The 18,079-nt window shown below is 47.1% G+C and carries 19 protein-coding genes, 1 tRNA gene and 1 pseudogene; 9 read left to right on the top strand and 12 right to left on the bottom strand.

What is annotated here, in order from left to right; all coding sequences use genetic code 11:
* Positions 1–95: 95 nt before the first annotated feature.
* Together H9I35_RS02675 and H9I35_RS02680 are read left to right on the top strand one after the other, a co-directional pair.
* Positions 96–1,070, top strand: coding sequence for a hypothetical protein (locus H9I35_RS02675; RefSeq protein WP_187420099.1), 975 nt, complete (start codon positions 96–98; stop codon positions 1,068–1,070).
* A 111-nt stretch (positions 1,071–1,181) separates the two neighbouring features.
* On the top strand, positions 1,182–1,640 hold the full coding sequence (locus H9I35_RS02680; RefSeq protein WP_187420100.1) for a hypothetical protein: 459 nt from the start codon (positions 1,182–1,184) through the stop codon (positions 1,638–1,640).
* Positions 1,641–1,776: 136 nt separating this feature from the next.
* Here the strand turns inward: H9I35_RS02680 and tnpA are convergent.
* Positions 1,777–2,013 (bottom strand): annotated as a pseudogene (gene tnpA / locus H9I35_RS02685) (IS200/IS605 family transposase); the annotation flags it as partial.
* Positions 2,014–2,086: 73 nt separating this feature from the next.
* On the opposite strand from tnpA, the gene H9I35_RS12430 reads away from it, so the two are divergent.
* From H9I35_RS12430 to H9I35_RS02705, 5 genes are all read left to right on the top strand, one after another.
* Positions 2,087–2,266: a hypothetical protein gene (locus H9I35_RS12430; RefSeq protein WP_252722769.1), complete on the top strand. Its 180-nt coding sequence runs from the start codon at positions 2,087–2,089 to the stop codon at positions 2,264–2,266.
* Positions 2,220–2,396 carry a type II toxin-antitoxin system RelE/ParE family toxin gene (locus tag H9I35_RS12435; RefSeq protein WP_252722745.1) on the top strand — a complete coding sequence of 59 codons (177 nt, stop codon included), beginning with the start codon at positions 2,220–2,222 and terminating at the stop codon, positions 2,394–2,396. The genes H9I35_RS12430 and H9I35_RS12435 overlap by 47 nt, the downstream gene beginning before the upstream one ends.
* Positions 2,397–2,438: 42 nt before the next feature.
* Positions 2,439–2,744 (top strand): helix-turn-helix domain-containing protein, encoded by a 306-nt coding sequence (locus tag H9I35_RS02695; protein WP_180486499.1) that lies wholly within the window; start codon positions 2,439–2,441, stop codon positions 2,742–2,744.
* 283 nt (positions 2,745–3,027) lie between these two features.
* Positions 3,028–4,977 carry an NAD(+) synthase gene (locus H9I35_RS02700; RefSeq protein WP_187420102.1) on the top strand — a complete coding sequence of 650 codons (1,950 nt, stop codon included), beginning with the start codon at positions 3,028–3,030 and terminating at the stop codon, positions 4,975–4,977.
* 1 nt (position 4,978) lies between these two features.
* Positions 4,979–6,076 (top strand): 23S rRNA (adenine(2030)-N(6))-methyltransferase RlmJ, encoded by a 1,098-nt coding sequence (locus tag H9I35_RS02705; RefSeq protein WP_187420103.1) that lies wholly within the window; start codon positions 4,979–4,981, stop codon positions 6,074–6,076.
* Positions 6,077–6,145: 69 nt separating this feature from the next.
* On the opposite strand, the gene H9I35_RS02710 is transcribed toward H9I35_RS02705, so the two are convergent.
* Positions 6,146–6,709 carry a hypothetical protein gene (locus H9I35_RS02710; protein ID WP_187420104.1) on the bottom strand — a complete coding sequence of 188 codons (564 nt, stop codon included), beginning with the start codon at positions 6,707–6,709 and terminating at the stop codon, positions 6,146–6,148.
* A 169-nt stretch (positions 6,710–6,878) separates the two neighbouring features.
* Positions 6,879–8,249 (bottom strand): DUF2130 domain-containing protein, encoded by a 1,371-nt coding sequence (locus H9I35_RS02715; RefSeq protein ID WP_187420105.1) that lies wholly within the window; start codon positions 8,247–8,249, stop codon positions 6,879–6,881.
* A 137-nt stretch (positions 8,250–8,386) separates the two neighbouring features.
* Between H9I35_RS02715 and H9I35_RS02720 the strand changes: the two genes are divergently transcribed.
* Positions 8,387–8,460: transfer RNA gene (locus tag H9I35_RS02720), tRNA-Pro, on the top strand.
* Positions 8,461–8,526: 66 nt separating this feature from the next.
* On the opposite strand, the gene H9I35_RS02725 is transcribed toward H9I35_RS02720, so the two are convergent.
* Positions 8,527–9,420 (bottom strand): substrate-binding domain-containing protein, encoded by an 894-nt coding sequence (locus H9I35_RS02725; protein WP_187420106.1) that lies wholly within the window; start codon positions 9,418–9,420, stop codon positions 8,527–8,529.
* Between the two features lie 287 nt (positions 9,421–9,707).
* Here H9I35_RS02725 and rd point away from each other — a divergent pair, with 287 nt between their 5' ends.
* Complete coding sequence (gene rd / locus H9I35_RS02730) at positions 9,708–9,866, top strand: rubredoxin (RefSeq protein ID WP_016520291.1); 159 nt, start codon at positions 9,708–9,710, stop codon at positions 9,864–9,866.
* A 13-nt stretch (positions 9,867–9,879) separates the two neighbouring features.
* On the opposite strand, the gene H9I35_RS02735 is transcribed toward rd, so the two are convergent.
* The 8 genes from H9I35_RS02735 to H9I35_RS02770 all read right to left on the bottom strand — a co-directional run bounded on the left by H9I35_RS02735 (position 9,880) and on the right by H9I35_RS02770 (position 18,078).
* Positions 9,880–10,431 (bottom strand): TIGR01440 family protein, encoded by a 552-nt coding sequence (locus H9I35_RS02735; protein ID WP_187420107.1) that lies wholly within the window; start codon positions 10,429–10,431, stop codon positions 9,880–9,882.
* A 4-nt stretch (positions 10,432–10,435) separates the two neighbouring features.
* Positions 10,436–11,386, bottom strand: a complete 951-nt coding sequence (locus H9I35_RS02740; RefSeq protein WP_187420108.1) for an alpha/beta hydrolase — start codon at positions 11,384–11,386, stop codon at positions 10,436–10,438.
* Positions 11,387–11,522: 136 nt separating this feature from the next.
* Positions 11,523–12,647: a hypothetical protein gene (locus tag H9I35_RS02745; RefSeq protein WP_187420109.1), complete on the bottom strand. Its 1,125-nt coding sequence runs from the start codon at positions 12,645–12,647 to the stop codon at positions 11,523–11,525.
* Positions 12,648–12,743: 96 nt separating this feature from the next.
* Positions 12,744–13,829 (bottom strand): flavodoxin-dependent (E)-4-hydroxy-3-methylbut-2-enyl-diphosphate synthase, encoded by a 1,086-nt coding sequence (gene ispG / locus H9I35_RS02750; RefSeq protein ID WP_187420110.1) that lies wholly within the window; start codon positions 13,827–13,829, stop codon positions 12,744–12,746.
* 21 nt (positions 13,830–13,850) lie between these two features.
* Positions 13,851–14,276 carry a V-type ATP synthase subunit K gene (locus H9I35_RS02755; RefSeq protein ID WP_016520296.1) on the bottom strand — a complete coding sequence of 142 codons (426 nt, stop codon included), beginning with the start codon at positions 14,274–14,276 and terminating at the stop codon, positions 13,851–13,853.
* Positions 14,273–16,177, bottom strand: a complete 1,905-nt coding sequence (locus tag H9I35_RS02760; protein WP_187420111.1) for a V-type ATP synthase subunit I — start codon at positions 16,175–16,177, stop codon at positions 14,273–14,275. The genes H9I35_RS02755 and H9I35_RS02760 overlap by 4 nt, the downstream gene beginning before the upstream one ends.
* On the bottom strand, positions 16,174–16,776 hold the full coding sequence (locus H9I35_RS02765; protein ID WP_016520298.1) for a V-type ATP synthase subunit D: 603 nt from the start codon (positions 16,774–16,776) through the stop codon (positions 16,174–16,176). The genes H9I35_RS02760 and H9I35_RS02765 overlap by 4 nt, the downstream gene beginning before the upstream one ends.
* Before the next feature lie 3 nt (positions 16,777–16,779).
* Positions 16,780–18,078, bottom strand: a complete 1,299-nt coding sequence (locus tag H9I35_RS02770; RefSeq protein WP_187420112.1) for a V-type ATP synthase subunit B — start codon at positions 18,076–18,078, stop codon at positions 16,780–16,782.
* Position 18,079 lies beyond the last annotated feature (1 nt).

The raw sequence follows: 18,079 nt of genomic DNA on the forward strand, positions 1-18,079 counted from the left end.
TCATAGTAATTACTTTTTTCTTTTCTTTATATTTTTACAAAACAAACAAGAAAAATTCTAATGTGTATATACCACAGAATAAAAATGATGATGCCGTGAAAGATCAAACACAAAGAATACCTTTTGACGAGAATAAAGCTGAGAATACGGACAAGAAAGAAACTGATGATTATAAAATTGAAATAATATATTATTGGATAACACAAAAAGTTTTTCCAAATAAAAATATAGATTACAATATTTTAAAGGAAAAAATTCTCGAAACAATCGGTTTACTCCCGGAAATTTTAGAAGATAAAACTACATTCATCCAAAAGGAACAAGATGAATTTATAAAGGAAATATTAAGCAGAATAGATTATTCATCTTCATTTAAATATTTTATAATACATAAAGGGCGCAAATTATTTTCAATTTTAAAAAATCTTTTGATTATTATCGGAATCATGTTTTTTATTCTATTTCAGATCGAAATTAGAAAAGAATATGATAATTTTGGTCTTATATATTTTTTATTTTCGGTAATTTCTTTTATGTTCTCATTTTTATTCGGAAAATTTTCAAATAAATTTCTTTCTTCTCTTTTAAAAACATTAAAACCGGGAGACTATATAAAAATAATTTCCGAACCGGATGAACTGATTGAAAAGGAAATCAAAATAAATCAGTTGAGTAAAAACGAAACAATTTTTAATAAAACAACTGTTTTTTTAAGTAAGAAAAAACTGTTATGTGAGGATTTTTTATCTCACAGTTCAAAAATGCCGGACACAATTAATAATAAATTATGTTTATACATAGCTATGGATTATCTGAAAACTTTTTATTCTAAAGAAGCCTACAAAGATTATCTGCTTGAAAAAGAAATCGATGTTTTAGAGTTTATCTGCGGATTCAATCCGAAAGCCGTATCTGTTAATTTTGAACTTGCGCTATTATATTTTGAAAACAAAAGGTTTGACGATTTTTATGAAACATTGATAAAATGTCGAAATATAAACGGATACGATTGGATTATAGAATCATATATCAAATCATATGAATTCTATAAAGCGAATTGTAAAGCCTAACAAAACTTCATAGCCGACATGCGGTCAAGCTGATTTTCGGGTTAAAACAATGATAGACCTATGGCCCTGCAGGCTGGATAAAAGTATAGAAACCGAACGGAAATTAAAATTATGGAAAAAAAATATTTCCCAAAAAACACACACGGAATAATAAGTTTAATAACAGGCATTTTTATGATTTGTCTTGTCCCCTATGCCGTTTATGATTTGATAAAACAATTTTCGATCTTCTATTTTGGAGTTTGTATAGTATATACCGCATTTTCACTAATATTTATTTTTAATTTTTTCGGAAACAGGCTTTTTATAAAAGAAAATACTCTGTATGTAAAAGAATGGTTTAAAATTATATATGTAATTAAAATCGACATGATAAAAGAAGCTGAAATCGGACATTTTTGTAAAGGTTGGTGGAGCCGCGGTCGTACTGTATTATCAATGAAAATAAAAACTGAAAATACAATAATTAAATTTCCGATCGCTCTTTATTCAGGTAAACAGATAAGAGAGATCTTACATTTATTAAATCAACACCCCCGACGCAAGCGTCGGGGTATGTTGTTCTCATAAGGTGGTTGCAGTCGGCTTTAATACCCTTTGTTACGACGCAAGCGTCGGGGTGTTAAACCCTCCGCACGAATAAATAAGATTATGCCCAAGTCGAGGTTCAGGCGGCGATCCGTTTTGCGCGCGGTAACAACCGCATTGCGCTATACAATGCACTTTTTCCCTTGATATATCCTATTACCTGTGCAACCGAATATTTCGGCAGTATCTCGATTAATATACGTATGTGATCGTTCAGCATATGGCCTTCCAAAATTTTACTCTCCTTTTGTCCTGTCAAACGATGCAATTCTTCTAATTTTTTTCTTATCACTCCATACAATTTTTTTCTTCGGTACTTCGATATAAATACTACGTGATATTTATACTCTCCCATCTAAAAAATACAACGGTCAAGCCGGTCTCTTTTTATCTTGACAAATATTCACTTTAGTGCATATAATCAAATCATGTGGGATGTCGGTGCATCAGATGAATATGATGCTTGGTTTCTGACTCTGGACGAAAAATGTAAGGAAGCCGTATTACAGAGAGTGCTTTTACTCCGGCAGTACGGCCATAATCTTCCTCGTCCTTATGCAGATGTTCTTCGTGGTTCAAAAAAATATAAGAACCTCAAAAGAGCTTAGAAATCAAACTCAACAACACATATTACGAGTTTCCTATTATTTTGATTCCGGCAGAAAAGCATTTCTGCTGACTGGTGGAGACAAAAAGAGAAAAGATCAAGATAAATTTTACAAGGAATTTAATCGCTGAATCCGAAGTAATCATCGAAAAACATGAGAAGGAGTTGGAAAAATGAAAGACGCAATCAAAATGATGGAAAGTAATATGTCTCCGGAAGCAGTAAGACGTGCTCATATAAAAGCCGAGCAGGATATTATGTCTATCCGCCTTGCCCAGCTTCGAGAAGAACATAATATAAAACAATCAGAAATGGCAAATTTTACTCAATCTTCTATTTCAAAAATTGAAAAAAGAAAAGATATGAAAATTTCAACTTTAATAGATTATCTTGACAGCCTTGGAATGGGCTTGAAAATCATTACATATTCTAAACTTTCAGTACCAAAAAAACAGGAAAAAGTGTTGTTAAAAGTGTAAAAAAATCTAACAAAGCTTCGTAAGTCGACACGCGGTCAAGCCGTGTGCGACATAAGCAGTTGTTAAGTGAAAAACGAAATAAAGTTTATATTTCAGTTTTTGACTTTCCATTATTGAAAACGGATTTAATTCACTGTATGAAATTTTAGAATAAACACCCAGCACCGTGTTCAAAATCGACATTTTTGCGTATAAACAAAATTATAAGGTTCCGGCGGCAATCCGTTTCGCGCGCGGCAACAGCCGCATTGCGCTTTTAGCTTTCGGGTGCTACACTGTACGTATGAATTACGGATTTTTTCGTACGGCGGCCGCGAGTCCCGAAACCGTCGTTGCGGACTGCACGGCAAATGCAAATCGCATCATAGACGCATGCAAAAAAGCGGACGCACAGGGCGCATCTCTCATCGTATTTCCCGAACTCGCCGTAACGTCATATTCGTGCGGCGATCTCTTTTTGCAAACGACGCTCCAAGAGGCGGCTATCCGCGAAACGGAGCGCATCGCAAAAAAGACGGCTTCCCTTCCGATTCTCATCGCAGTCGGTCTTCCTTTCGCATCCGGCCGATCGCTGTACAACTGTGCGGCCTTTATCTTTGCCGGAAAAATCCTCGCGCTCGTACCGAAAACCTATCTTCCGAACAGCGGAGAATATTCCGAGCGGAGATGGTTTTCGCTCCCAAAAAATGCCGAAGCCGAAACGGTATATTTTTCGAAAGCACATCCGGCCGTTCCGTTCGGATGCGATATCCTCATCTCGGATACGGACGATGAACGCTGTGCGATTGCTTTGGAAATAGGCGAAGACCTTCGGGCGCCCGTCCCGCCCTCTTCATACCATGCGCTTTCGGGCGCCGCGATTATCGCAAATCTTTCGGCGAGCTCCGAAACGGTCGGCAAAGCCGAATACCGCAGGCTCCTCGTCAAAAGTCAGTCGGCACGTACGCTGTGCGCCTATGTCTATGCCGATGCGGGACACGGGGAATCCACGCAGGACGCAGTATTCGCTTCTCACAAGATCATCGCCGAAAACGGAACGATCATCGCCGAATCGAAATCGTTCGACGATACAATTTGTTTTGCCGATATCGACATCGAGCGGCTCGCTTTGGAGCGGCGGAGAGAGACGACGTTTTCTGATTGTGCGGAAAACGAAAATACGCGGCCATACCGGAAAATTTCCGTCGACCTTTTGTCGCGTGCAAAAGCTTTTTCGAAAAACGCACCTCTTTTCCGAACGATCGACGCTTCGCCCTTTGTTCCGAGCGACGAAAGCGGGCAAAGCGAACGGTGGAACGACATACTTACCGTACAGGCCGAAGGGCTTGCAAAACGGATGCGCCACACGGGCGTAAAAAATGCCGTGATCGGTCTTTCGGGAGGACTCGATTCGACGCTCGCCCTCCTCGTCACCGTCCGAGCTTTCGGTCTTTGCGGTTTAAATGCAAGCGGGATCCGCGCAGTTACGATGCCCTGCTTCGGCACGAGCGACAGAACTTACCGCAACGCATGCACACTTGCAAAGGAAACGGGAGTTGCCCTCACGGAGATCAACATCGCCGAAGCGGTGCGCGTCCACTTCCGCGACATCGGTCAGGACGAAAGCCTGCGCGATGCTGCGTACGAAAACGCTCAGGCGCGGGAGCGCACGCAAGTGCTCATGGACATCGCAAACAAAATAAACGGCATCGTCGTCGGCACGGGCGATCTGTCGGAACTCGCGCTCGGCTGGTGTACATACAACGGAGACCACATGTCGATGTACGGCGTCAACGGCTCGGTTCCGAAAACCCTCGTCCGTCGCTTGGTGCGATTTTGCGCGGACAGCACGGACAATAAAAATCTTTCGGCCGTATTGAACGACATCCTCGCAACCCCTGTAAGTCCCGAACTGCTTCCTTCCGAACGGGGCAAAGTTTCGCAAAAAACCGAAGACATACTCGGTCCCTATGAACTGCACGATTTCTTTTTGTACTATATGCTGCGCTTCGGTTTTTCACCTGCAAAAATTTTATTTCTCGCGGACAAAGCCTCTCTCCCGTACACGCACGAAGAAAAACTCCGCACGCTCCGCATATTTTACAGGCGCTTTTTTTCGCAGCAGTTCAAACGTTCCTGCATGCCCGACGGCGCAAAAGTCGGCTCGGTAAGTCTCTCCCCGCGGAGCGACTGGCGCATGCCGAGCGATGCGAGCGCTGCCTTATGGATTTCGGAAATCGATTCGCTGAAATAATATGCTGAGCTACCGGCACGCGTTTCATGCGGGAAATCACGCGGACGTTTTCAAGCATACGCTCCTCGTCATGCTGCTCGAACGCTTCAACGCAAAAGAAACGCCGTACACCGTCATCGACACCCACGCAGGATCCGCGCGCTACGATTTGAATGACGAGCGTGCACGAAAAACGCTCGACGCGCAAAGTGGAATTTTAAAATTGCTCGAATCGATTCCGTACGCAAAGGAATCGCGGCTGCCCGGCAAATCGTCCGACGAAGCGGCTCGATACGTGGAAGCACAGTCCCCCGATCGCGGGCAGCCTGTCCCTGAGTTATCCCTGATATCGCGCATCGATTTGCAGCCGTCACATAAATCGTCCGACGAAACGGCTTTACGGGAATTACGTTCGAAAGAGTGCCGAAACGATTATTTTATTAATTTAAAAAAATATCTTCGCTTTGCAAAAGCCTGCCTCGATGCGGGCTTTTATCCGGGCTCTCCGGAAATAGAACGCGCTTTTATGCGGACAAAAGACTGCCTCATACTCTCCGAACTGCACCCTGATGAAATCGGCGCGCTGCAGCGCAATATGCGCTTAAACGCCGCAACTGCCGAAAACGCACCCGCGGTGCACATTCATCATCGGGACGGATTCGAAGCGCTCCGCGCGCTCACGCCTCCGAAAACGAAGCGCGGCATAGTATTCTGCGATCCGAGTTACGAAGATGCATCCGACTGGGAGCGGACGGCCGCATCGTTTATAGAAACGCATAAACGCTGGGCAGGTGCGACGCTTGCGCTTTGGTATCCGCTCATCGCGGTAAAAAAAATCGAACGGGATGCCATGAAACAAAAGATAATAGCCGGAATAAAAGGCGGAAAAACCGAAAGAGGCGTACTCGATGCGATCTTATGCGTAAACACTGAAAACTCGCACAGGGAATCGGCGTTGAAAGACGTGAATCATTCCGAACCGCCGCGCCTCTACGGAAGCGGTATGCTCGTCGTCAATCCTCCGTGGAAGATAGACGACGAACTCGCAGCCGTACTGCCCCGCCTTGCCGAAGCGCTCGGATGTGGCGGCGCGGGATCATATAAAATTAATAATTATTAATTTAATGAGCTGTCGAAAAACCGCGGTTTTTTAACAGCTCATTGATTTTATATACGGCTTTGCTTTTGTTTAAAACCAAAAGCGCAAACCGACGCTGCTCGGAAAGTACACGGGAACGCCGAACAGACCGCTTGCTTTACCGTCCTCTCCGAACGCAAACTGCAGTTCGGGCTGGATCGCCTGCTGTACGTAGAGTTCCAAAAAACCGTCGGCAAAAAACCAGTTCATGCCGGCAACGGCTCTCGGACCGGTCGAAAAATAAAAGTTTTTCCCGTCGACGCTGAAATCCGTCCTCACCGCTCCTCCGAGACCCCAAAACCAATGCCACAATCCTATGATTTCAGGATTCATAAACCAATAGTCGGCGGTAAGCTGAAGACCGAGCCGCGCGGTCGCAACGGGGGTGCCGTCCGATTTTACGTAAGTATACGGGGCTATAATGTTGAAAGTGCCCGCAAAATAGAGCGGGATGTCGTCGAACTTTGCGGAACATGCAAGTCCCCATGCAGGCGGCGTAAAGCGAGGCGCGGCAACCGGATCGAAGTTCAGCTGCGGACCGATCCCCGTCGCAAACACTCCCGCGCTTGCGGATAAAAGTGCAGCTGCAAAAAGAGCAGTCAATTTCTTTTTCATAGGTTCCTCCATAATTTTTTTCGGAAAGATATATCTTCCGAAAGAGCTTTCGAAAATCATAACAGTTTTTATCAAGCGGGTCAAATATGCCGCTCCCCGTCTGCTTTCCTGCATTATAAATTTCCTCGGAGTATGCAGCCCCCTTTCGCCTGATTCCGGCCGAAGCGGTCTATTGATTTTTATTTTTCAGTTCATCGAACTTTGCGATCATCGTCGGATTTCCTTTTGTGAGTTTTTTTATGGACAGATCGTCGGCTTTGTCGTTTGCGAGACGCAAATTATTTTCACTGCCGATCAGCGCATCTTTAATTTTATTCAAATGCGCAATCGACTTATCAATTTCATCAATCGCGGTTTTGAATTTTTCGCTTGCCAAACGGTAATTTCTGCCGAAACTGTCTTTAAACTCCGTCAGCTGGTCTTCAAAATGAGTGATATCGAGCGATTGATTTTTTGCTATCTGAAGCTGCTTTTGATATTCCAACGAATGCTTCGCCGCATTGCACAAGAGCGTTATCAGAGGGATAAAAAACTGAGGCCTGATCACATACATTTTTTCAAATTTGTGCGAAACGTCAACGATGCCGTTATTATACAGATCGTTATCTTTTTCAAGCAATGACACGAGAACCGCATATTCGCATTTTTTTTCTTTTCTGTCCTTATCGAGTTCTTTAAAAAAGGCTTCGTTCGTGTGCTTTGTCGCAGTTTCATCGGCTTCGTTTTTCATCTCGAACATGATCGATATGTATTCAAAACCGTCCGCAAAATCGCGGAAAATAAAATCGCCTTTCGATCCGGACGATTTCGATACCGCATTGTCTTTTTCAAAATAAGCGCCGGACATGACGGGTCGGAGATATTGTTCGAAAGAATTTTTGCAATGCGCTTCGAGCGTTTCTCCGAGCATCTTCGTCGAAAGCTTCGCTTTCAAATCTTTATAATACGCGATCTGTTCGTCTTTATCTTTCAGCTGAGCTTCGAAAGTCTGCTTCATGCTGTCTTCTTTCAGTTTCGCTTTATCATTCGCTTTTTCAAGCTCATTCGATAATTTTTGAAGCGCGAGAGTTTTTTCGTTTTCAACCTTTTCGATCTTTAACTGATTTTGCGATTCGTTGCTCGCAATTTTTTGTTTCAGTTCGGCGATTTCCGAATCTTTTTTCGCAGTGATTTCGGTTATCGCCGATTTTTTCGACGCTTCGAACGATGAAAGTTTCATCTGTAAATCGGCAATTTGTTTGTTTAACGCGATCTCCAATTCGTGCCGCTCTTTTTGCGAATCCGAAACCGACTGCGCCCTCACCTTTTCAATTTGCGCTTGCAAATCGGCTTTTTCTTTTTGACTTTCAAGTTCGAATTCGGCTTTCGCCTGCCTGAGCTTTTCGAGGTATATTTTATCGGCTCCTTTCGAGAGAGCTTCTTCAAGCGAACTCGTATCGACCGAGTTTATATCCGAAAGATCGATAAAATCGCCTTTTTCAGCGTCTTCATCCAAAACCAATTTGTTTTTGCTTTCAGCCGTTACGCGAATCTTTTTCACCGCTCGCCTCCCTTAAAACCGCCACAGACAGTACGCAAATGTGAGTATATATTCAAAAGCAAATCGCGTCAAAAGAGTTGACCGCTTCGATTTTTTTCGATATAGTAGATAATCGTATCGGTTTTACCGGTACGTTTCGGGCTATAGCGCAGCTGGTTAGCGTACAAGTCTGGGGGACTTGGGGTCCCGGATTCGAATTCCGGTAGCCCGACAAAAAAGGCGGAATCGAAATTTTAACGAATTTCAGATTCCGCCTTTTTCTTTTTTATTGACCGTATTACTTCGTTATAAGCATTACCGAAACGGGAATGGATGATGCAACCTTTTCTCCGTTCATAAGTTTAACGGCAGTCTGGACGGCTGTTTTTCCCATTTTAGCGGGCATCTGCGCGACGGTCGCCGCCATGCGTCCTTCTTTTACGGCGGCAAGAGCATCGTCTATCGCATCGAATCCCACGATAACGATATCTTTACCGGCAGCCGAAACCGCATCGACTGCGCCGAGAGCCATTTCGTCGTTATGTGCGAAAATACCTTTTACATTCGGATTTGCGCGCAAAATATTTTCCGTCGCGATCCTTCCTTCCTCACGTTTGAAATTCGCCGTAACGCTTGCAACGACGTTCGCCTTTCCGTCAACGGCTTCGTGAAAACCTTTGCCGCGATCTGTTGCAGCGGACGTACCCTGGCTCCCCTGAAGCTCGGCGATATCGGCATTTTCACCGACGAGTTTTAAAAGATACGATCCGGCTATCTTTCCTCCGGCGACGTTGTCGGATGCGATCTGAGAAGCTACGCTTTCACCGATAACGCTACGGTCCAGCGAAATGACGGTAATTCCCGCTTTTTTCGCCGCTGCAACGGACGGTGCAATCCCCGCAGAGTCTACGGGATTGACGATAATAACGCTGACCTTTTTCGATATAAAATCTTTGATATCGCTTGCCTGTTTTGCTGCGCTATCACCTGCATCCGCAACGGTAAGCTTGACTCCCTGTGTCTTTGCTTCCTGCTCGGCACCTTGGATAAGCGCAGAGAAAAACGCATTTTGAGCCGATACGGCAAGACCTATCTCACCCTTTTTCATGGCCGACTGTTTCATACCCATCTGCTTTGTACATCCTCCCAGCAAAAGCACGGAAAGTACAGCAGCACTCATAACCTTGTTCATACAACCTCCTGAAGGATATCCGTAAAAATTCGACTTTTGGCAACTGCTTTTATTCTAATCGCTTTTCTCCGATTTTTCTAGTAGCGAAGTATGAAAGGCACGGAAAATTTTCAGTATATTTCGTATTTTGCTTTTCATACGGTTCGAGTACGCCGGAAAATCGCAGTCATACGAAACGATTTTATTTGACGATTTTAAAATATATCGATATAGTATAAGCAAGGGGCAGAGCAATCTGCAAGAATTTTATAAAGATGCGGTACAACGCAATCTTAAGGAGTGTAGCTATGGACAAATACGAATGCACCGTATGCGGGTACGTGTACGACCCGGCAAAAGGCGATCCCGACGGCGGCATAGCGCCGGGTACAAAGTGGGAAGACATCCCCGACGATTGGGTATGCCCGCTGTGCGGAGTCGGAAAAGATTCATTTCAAAAACAATAAATCGCTTTGAAAATCACTGCACGAGAGTATAACGTGCCCGCTCTCCGCCGATAAGACGCGGACGAGTACGCGCGCATACGATGTGTGCGGATCCTATGCTTTTTTGTTCGATGCGGACGGGAACGGCCACATCGCGCAAATGCATACCGATAAGCGTATCGCCGATGTCGATTCCGGCATCGGCTTTTATATGCTCGGTGACGGCGGGCCTTTCAAACATACGGTACGCCGCCGACGCAAACGAGCCGCCGGCGTGAATCCACGGAACGACGGAAACCCTCTCATAACCGTATTTTTCGAGGCAAGCTTCTTCAATGACAAGCGCACGGTTCAAATGTTCACAGCACTGCGCGGCAAGGAATATGCCGCACGGCCGAACTATATCGTATATCGCTTTAAAGACTTCCCTTCCCGTATCTTCGCTCGAAGCCGTTCCGATTTTGTTTCCGAGAATTTCGCTCGAAGAGCATCCGACGACAAGGATACTTCCGGTTTTCAATTCCGCCGCCGAAAGCAATTGATTGACGGTATTTTTTACATCTTCGATAATTCGACTCATATTCATCTTTTTATCCTTGAACTTTTTTTACGGCATACTTGTCCATAAATTCGATTATCTTTTTTTCGTACTCCCTTTGACCGAGTACATAATTGGCCGCGTGAGGAGAACCTTTTACTATGAGCAGCTCTTTCGGAGCCGAGCACGCTTCGTAATTTTTTTCCGACATATACGGAGGCACGAAAGTATCCGCATCCCCGTGTATAAAAAGCACGGGAATTTTATTTTCGGCAAGCGCATCAAGCGTCGAATATTCGCTCAAGCCGAAACCTGCGATCGAGCGGGCAAGCATATCGGAAATCGCGAGCGTCGGAGAAATCGGCAAGCGGTACGAAGTTTTGAGCACGTGAGCGATTTCATCGCGCGCAGAAGTATAGCCGCAGTCTGCGATGATAAACGCAACGTTTTCGGAAAGCTCCGTACCGGAAGCCATGAGTACCGTAGATGCTCCCATTGAAACGCCGTAAAGAATGATCGGCAGCGCCCCGCCGTTTTTTCGATCGGCTGCCGCAGTCCAATCGCGGCAATCGAAGCGCTCTTTTATGCCGAACGTAAGATATGTTCCGCCGCTCTCCCCGTGCGCCCTCTGATACGGGAGCAAAACATTCCAGCCGCGCTCATGAAAAAATCGTACGGCAAGAGAAAAGTTTCCCGAAGGGCTTCCGTGATAGCCGTGCATGCAGACGACCGTTCCTTTCGCATTTTCGGCGCTCACGTAGAGGGCTGCAAGCTTTATACCGTCATAGGACGTGATACACACGGATTCCTTTTCCATCAGGGAAAACGAATCGACGGCGGCACGGAGTTCGCTAAGATACGGTGCAAGTTTTCTCTCGCCTTCAAAAAACTCGGGCGCTTTTTGTTTACGGCGAGAAACCGTCGGGCGGAAAAGCAATGCGTATACGAGCAGCGTCAGAACGGCGAACAAAGCCGCACAGACGCCCAAAGCGATACAAAACATACGTACAGCGCGAGTATACCGCTTTTTTAAAATCATCGCACCACCCCTTAGCGTTTTTCCGCATTACGCCGAACGTTTTCGAAAGCCGAGAGAAAAGCGTATTTTCAAAAAAGACTTCCGAAATTCCACATTTCGATTAACGGTTGAATTTATCGGAAAGTGCAAGGGCGGCCTTTTTTTTCCAATAATCGTCGGGCGCGGATTTTGCCATCGCAGTATAGAGGTCGAATGCAAATCGGTCATTTCCCGCTTTTTGTACGCAGTCGGCAAAATCAGAAAATCCTTTCCACAGCTGCCTCTCGGATGCCCAATCGACTATATCGGAAAATCGCGCAATCTCCGTAAAAAGGGATTCAAGGTTTTGATATTCGAATTCGGGATCCCTCGCTTTTACGGTATTGTGCATTTTCGTAAAAGCGGTAAGAGTTCCGAGCGCGAAGGCTTTCAGCGCTTTATCGGCAAAACCGCGCTCGCCGTAGTACGATGCGAGTTTAAAATACGCATCGAGCGCCGTATAATCTTCGGATCGGAAAAGCGTAAAGAATTTTTCCATCGAACCGGCATCCCCGTTTTGCACGATGAGCATAAAAGCTCTTTCGAAACTTTTATTTTTCAATAAACTCTCACCGCTTACGATGAGAAGCAGATCTTTTTCATAGCCGTCGAAATCTTTTTCAATAAGCGCGATATCGGAAAGCGCGTATAAAATATCGCAGCGTTCGTCGGGAACGTCGAGAAGCGAGGCGCTCTGCCACGCATTTAAAAGATATTGTTTTGCAAGCGCGTACTCGCCTTCCAAAAAGTAAATGCAGCCGATAAGTCTGTCGGCTTCGGGAAAAACGCGGCGCGTCGAAACGTAGGAGACGAGGGCGTCCGCCGAATTATAAAAAAATGCGCTCGTCTTTTTTCCGACATAGCGTTCGACAATTTCGACGGTGTCGTAGTCTTCACGTTTTTTGAGAACTGCGAGCACGTCGGAAAGTACGCCGTTCGCCCTTTGTACTTCCTTTTGCACTTCGCGAGGTTTTAAAGCATACGCAAGCGTATCGGCTTCCCACGCGACCAGTTCCCGCCGAGCGATTTTCGCTTCGTTTGCGAGACGGAGCGCTTCTCCGTACTTTCCGTTATCGAATTCGACGCGCGAAGAACGAAGCAGTTTTATATCGCTCTCAAGATCGCGCGGCTTTTTGGGCCGCACTTGCGCGCACAAAGAGGAATACGAGAGCAATAATACGGAAAAAACAATAACAATCTTTTTCATAGGTCAACCGGTTAGGAATTGAGAAAAACGGTTAAACGAAACACGCTATTTCAGTGTTTCGTTTAATGACCGCACGATCAGTACAACCGATACGTTTTACAGCGTGTCCAATTCTTCTCTGAATACTTTATCGGCATCTTTTGCGTCGACGGTGCGCACTATTTTTCCTTTTTTAAATATGACGACTTTATTGCCCGACCCCGCTATCCCCAAGTCCGCGTGCTTTCCCTCTCCCGGGCCGTTTACGACACAGCCCATAACAGCGACGCTTATGTTTTTATCGAGCGATAAAAGTTCTCTTTGCCATTTTTCGACGAAGGCGTGTACGTCGAATCCGATCCTCCCGCATCTCGGACAGGAAATGAGCTTTACGCCGCCCTCTCTTTTTCCGCATTCTACAAGTATTTCGCGGCCGGCTATCACTTCGTTTTCCGGAGATGATGAAAGGCTTACGCGGATCGTATCTCCTATGCCTTTCGAAAGCAGAGCGCCGAAAGCGAGCGTGCTCTTTACGATGCCGGTGATGAGAGGACCGGCTTCCGTCACTCCGATATGAAGAGGTATATCGTATTTTTTTGCAAATACTTCGTTCGCTTCGATCGTTTCACTTACCGAAGAGGCTTTCATGCTGACGACAAACTGGTTAAAGCCGAGTTCGTCCAATACGGCGGCTTCGCGCGATGCCGTTTCGGAAAGCGCTTCCGCCCTCGACATGGAAGCGGTCTCGACTTTCGCCGCAAGGTCTTTCGGAAAACTTCCCGCATTGACACCGATTCTGATCGCGGCGTTTTTTTCGCGGCACGAGGCGACGACCTTTTCGACGTTTTCACGAGAGCCTATATTGCCGGGGTTTATTCTGATCGCGGCGACGTTGCCGCGGAGACATTCGAGGGCAAGGCGGTAGTCGAAGTGGATATCGGCGACGAGGGGCACCGTGCATTCGGCGGCTATCGCGCAGAGTGCACGCGCGCTTTCCATATCGGGAACGGCAAAACGCACGATATCGCAGCCTATCCCTTTGAGTGCGTGTATTTCTTCTACGAGTAAAGTGCGCTTTTCGGAATCGGCATCCAAACCGACGATGGATTTTTTCCACATCGTCTGTACCGAAACGGGAGCATCGCCTCCGACGGCAATGCGCTCCGTTTTACCGTTTCCGCCGAGGTAAACTTTTTTCGTCATGCGCGCTTTTCGAAAGAACGCTTATCGGCAAAAACCGATGCCGAAGGCCATGACAAAGAGAGCGACCGTTTCGCAAAGACCGACGACCATGATATAGCTCGCAAAGCCTTTGCCCGTTTCCCCGAGCGCATCCGAACCGGCTGCTCCCGCCTGTCCCTGAGCGACGGCAGACGCGCCCATCGCAAGTCCTGCGGCAACGCCGAGTCCGAGTAAAAACAGCGGATTTTTACCCGAATTGAGGATGCTCCTCGTCAAAAGAAATCCGTAAATCGTCTGCGTCAGCGGCGCGCCTGCAAAAACGGTGAGGATAAAAGGTGCGGGCTTATTATTTACGTAACAGCGTTTCCATGCACCGATTGCACCCTGTCCTGCGATACCGATTCCGAACGCGCTTCCGATAGCGGCAAGTCCCATCACGACACCTGCACCAAGCATTCCCAAATTCATAATATCTCCTGATACGCCGCTTCTCTGAACGGCTCATATTTATATCCCGACCACGACATACCGAGGTGGCTCGAAAATTCAAGCGTATTCAATCGCACTCCGTGAACGATAACCGAAAGCACGTTCAATGCGACGTTGAGTCCGTGCCCCGTTACGAGCAGGACGAGGGCGGCGACAAAGAAAATCGCGTGTCCCAAAAGCGGACCCGCCATAGTGTTGACCGTACTCGAAATCGCGCTGCCGGCCAAAGCGACCGCCCACAGACGGATATACGACACGATATCCGAAAACACGTTTACGACACCGAGCACTACCGAAATGATATTTTTACAGCTTTCGAGCACCGCCCTTGCGACGCTGCCGTCGTAATTCGAAAACACGAAGCTCATCAAAAAGCCGCCTCCGACGAGCGCAAGAGAAACGCTGCCGACGGGAACGCCGTACACGACTTTATCGAGCGAAAAGATTTCCCCGCTGATGACGAGCATGAGCACGATGTAAAACATACCCCACAGCATGAGCATGGAACCCAAGTCTCCTATGCACTTCGGAGAGCGTATGTCGTTTATAAAGCACTTGATGTGCGCGACCGTCAGCTGCACGAGCGCGAGCGTAAAGCAAAACACTTGCAGATTTTGATCGGTCGTAAGGAGACTCCGCACGCCGTCGTAGCGGGAAGCGTATGCCGAAGAAATCGGCGGAATCGAAAGAGAAGTAAGCCACGAGGGAAGTTTGTCGGCTGCGATACCGAACCACGTACAAGTGAGCGTTCCCCACACGACCGTCGAAAAAGAAAGGAGTGCAAGGAGGCTCATCATCGGATTCGTTTTTTTACCCGCGGCCTTCGATTTGAGCGTTAGGATGAGCGCAAGAGCGAGCATGATGAGGCCGTAGCCTGCATCGCCGAAAATCATGCCGAAAAAGATCGTAAAGAAAAACAAAAACCATCCGGAAATATCGAATTCGCGGTAGCCGGGAACGGTACCGAGAAAATCGGTGAGCGGATAGATGATGCTTACGAGCGGATTGTTTTTAAGCTTTGTCGGCGGATCGTCGGTCTCTTCGACTTCACTCGAAGAAAGCGCCCAGCCGTTTTGTTTTGCCGCCTCTTCCAAAGCGGAAAAGCCGTCCGACGGAACATAGCCTGAAAGCCACGCGAGATCGCTCGCTTTGCCTTCGCTTTCTTTTCCCATACCCGCATACACGTTTTCGAATTCGATTTCTTTTGCGAGCTTTTTCGCATACGAATCGATCTGACGGCCATACACCGCCTGTGCCGAAAGTTCGGTTTCGATTTCACGGATGCGCTTTATATTGTCTTCGATTTGCACGGAAAGTTTTTCAGTAGCGATTTTCGGAAGCGGCACTTCAAAAGCTTCGGGCGGAAGATTTTCAGGCCGCTCTTTTCCGATAAGCAAAAAGCGCACGTCGCGCTTTCCGGTATTGACGAGCACCGTATCGATGGAATCGTCCAGGGCGGTGTATAAATCGGCCGGCATTTCGTACATCGAAAGCGCTATTCCTTTTTCGGAAAGATATGCGAAATCGTCAGGATCGACGCTGCCCCACTTTGCAAAGCGTTCGAGTTCGACGGTGTCGGCGCCGAGCGCATCGATGAGGGATTTTTTTTCGTCGAAAAGCGATGTAACCGTTTTGCTTTTTTCGGCGATTCCGGCTTCATCGAGATTTTCGGCGCGAACAGACTTAGGCGCTTTTATCTCGGAAAGGATCGCGTATGCGTTTTGCGCGCATGAAAAATCTTCTTTCAAAGCGGAAAGCTTTTCGCTTTCGCCTTCAAGGCTTTCCAAGTGCATGACGCCGAGCTTCCGCAATTTTTCGAGCGCGTCTTTTTTTTCTTTTTCGAGAATGACGACGGAAACTTTTTTCATCGCTACGATCATTTCGCTTCAGCCTCCAGTTTCCGCTTCGATATCTTACTGCGCACGACTGCGGCGACTCTTTCATCGCCGAGGAACACGGATATCTTTCTGATATTTTCTTTCGCTTCGGGAATCTTCACTTTTTCGAAAAGGTTTACGCGCTGCGTCGTCGTGCGAAGCTCTTTCGAAAGGAGACGCACTTGTTCGTCGAGCACTTCCGCTTCCAAATCGAGTTCGAGCGCTCTTTCCATGCGATCGGCCGCCATATCGATCCACACGGGCGTTTCGTAGAGATCGTACTCGGCTCGCGTAAAATCGGCGCCTTCGTAAATCGGAATCTTTACGCCCGCGATATTGCCTGTGCCTTTTCGTATATTGCTCACACGCACCGTATCGCGTCCGAAGGATTCGGCATCGGCGAATACGGCGATCCATTCGTCGAATTCCTTTTCGAGCGCTTTACGCGCATCGCGCACTTCACGCGCTTTTGCATCGATGGCGCGGATTTCGGTTTGGAGCTGCTGCTTTTTGAGCGTAAGCGTCGGAAGATAGCGCTGATACATTTTCAGCGCATCTTTTTGAATCTTTTGCTCGTTTTTCGTCAGCTTGATCTTCGCCATACGTTAATCCCTTTTCGGCCAATACTTATCGAGCAGTCCCGTTTTTATACCCGTTTCCTCTTTTTCGAAACAGTCGGCGAGAATCTTCCAACCCGAATCGAGGGCGTCTTCGAGCGATATGTTTTTAGACAGATCCATCATTTCGTCTTCGAATTCTTTGCCGTATTTGATGAGCTTGTTGTCCCACGCGCTCATCATAAAGCCCATCGATTTTTTTTCAAGCGTATCTTTATACGAAGAATACAGACGTATCATGCCGTCCATGAGAGAACGATGATCGTCCCTCGTCTTTCCGTTGACGTTTTGCTTTAAGCGCGAAAGGCTTCCGAACGGTTCGATGCGGCCGCCTTTGAGATAATACTGCCCTTCGGTGATATAGCCCGTATTGTCGGGCACGGGATGCGTTACGTCGTCTCCGGGCATCGTCGTCACGGCGAGGACGGTTACCGAGCCCGCGCCTTCGAAGTCGACGGCTTTTTCATAGCGGGAAGCGAGCTGACTGTACAAGTCGCCGGGATAACCGCGGTTCGACGGAACCTGTTCCTGTGTGATCGCGATTTCTTTCATCGCATCGGCGAAGTTCGTCATATCGGTCAAAAGGACGAGCACGTCTTTGCCCTGCAGCGCAAACTGTTCGGCGACGGCAAGGCTCAAATCGGGCACTTTCATGCATTCGACCGTCGGGTCGGCGGCCGTGTGGATAAACATAACGGTGCGGCTCATAGCTCCGCCGTTTTCGAGCGTGTTTTTAAAGTACAGGTAATCGTCGTACTTTAAGCCCATACCGCCGAGCACGATGACGTCGACTTCCGCCTGCATCGCAATGCGCGCGAGCAGCTGGTTGTACGGTTCTCCCGAAATGCTGAATATCGGCAGCTTTTGCGAAACGACAAGCGTATTGAACATATCGATCATCGGGATGCCCGTGCGGATCATGCGGTTTGCCATAATGCGCTTGGAAGGATTGACCGAAGGCCCGCCTATCGTTACGAGGTTGTCCGAAAGAGAAGGTCCCGAGTCGCGGGGAGATGCGGATCCGTTGAAAATGCGGCCGAGCAGATTTTCACTGAAACTCACTTCCATCTGGTGACCGAGAAATTTAACGTGATCGCCGGTGGAAATACCGCGGCCGCCTGCGAAAACCTGCAGCGACACGACTTCTCCGTCGATTTTATTGACTTCCGCGAGCGATTTTCCGAACCTCGTTTCGATTTCCGCGAGTTCTCCGTAGCGGACATTGTCGGCTTTTACCGTGATGACGTTGCCGGTGATCGATTCGATTCGCGAATATATTTTATTCATA

This window comes from Treponema sp. Marseille-Q4132, assembly GCF_014334835.1.
Taxonomy (GTDB): Bacteria; Spirochaetota; Spirochaetia; order Treponematales; family Treponemataceae; genus Treponema_D; species Treponema_D paredis.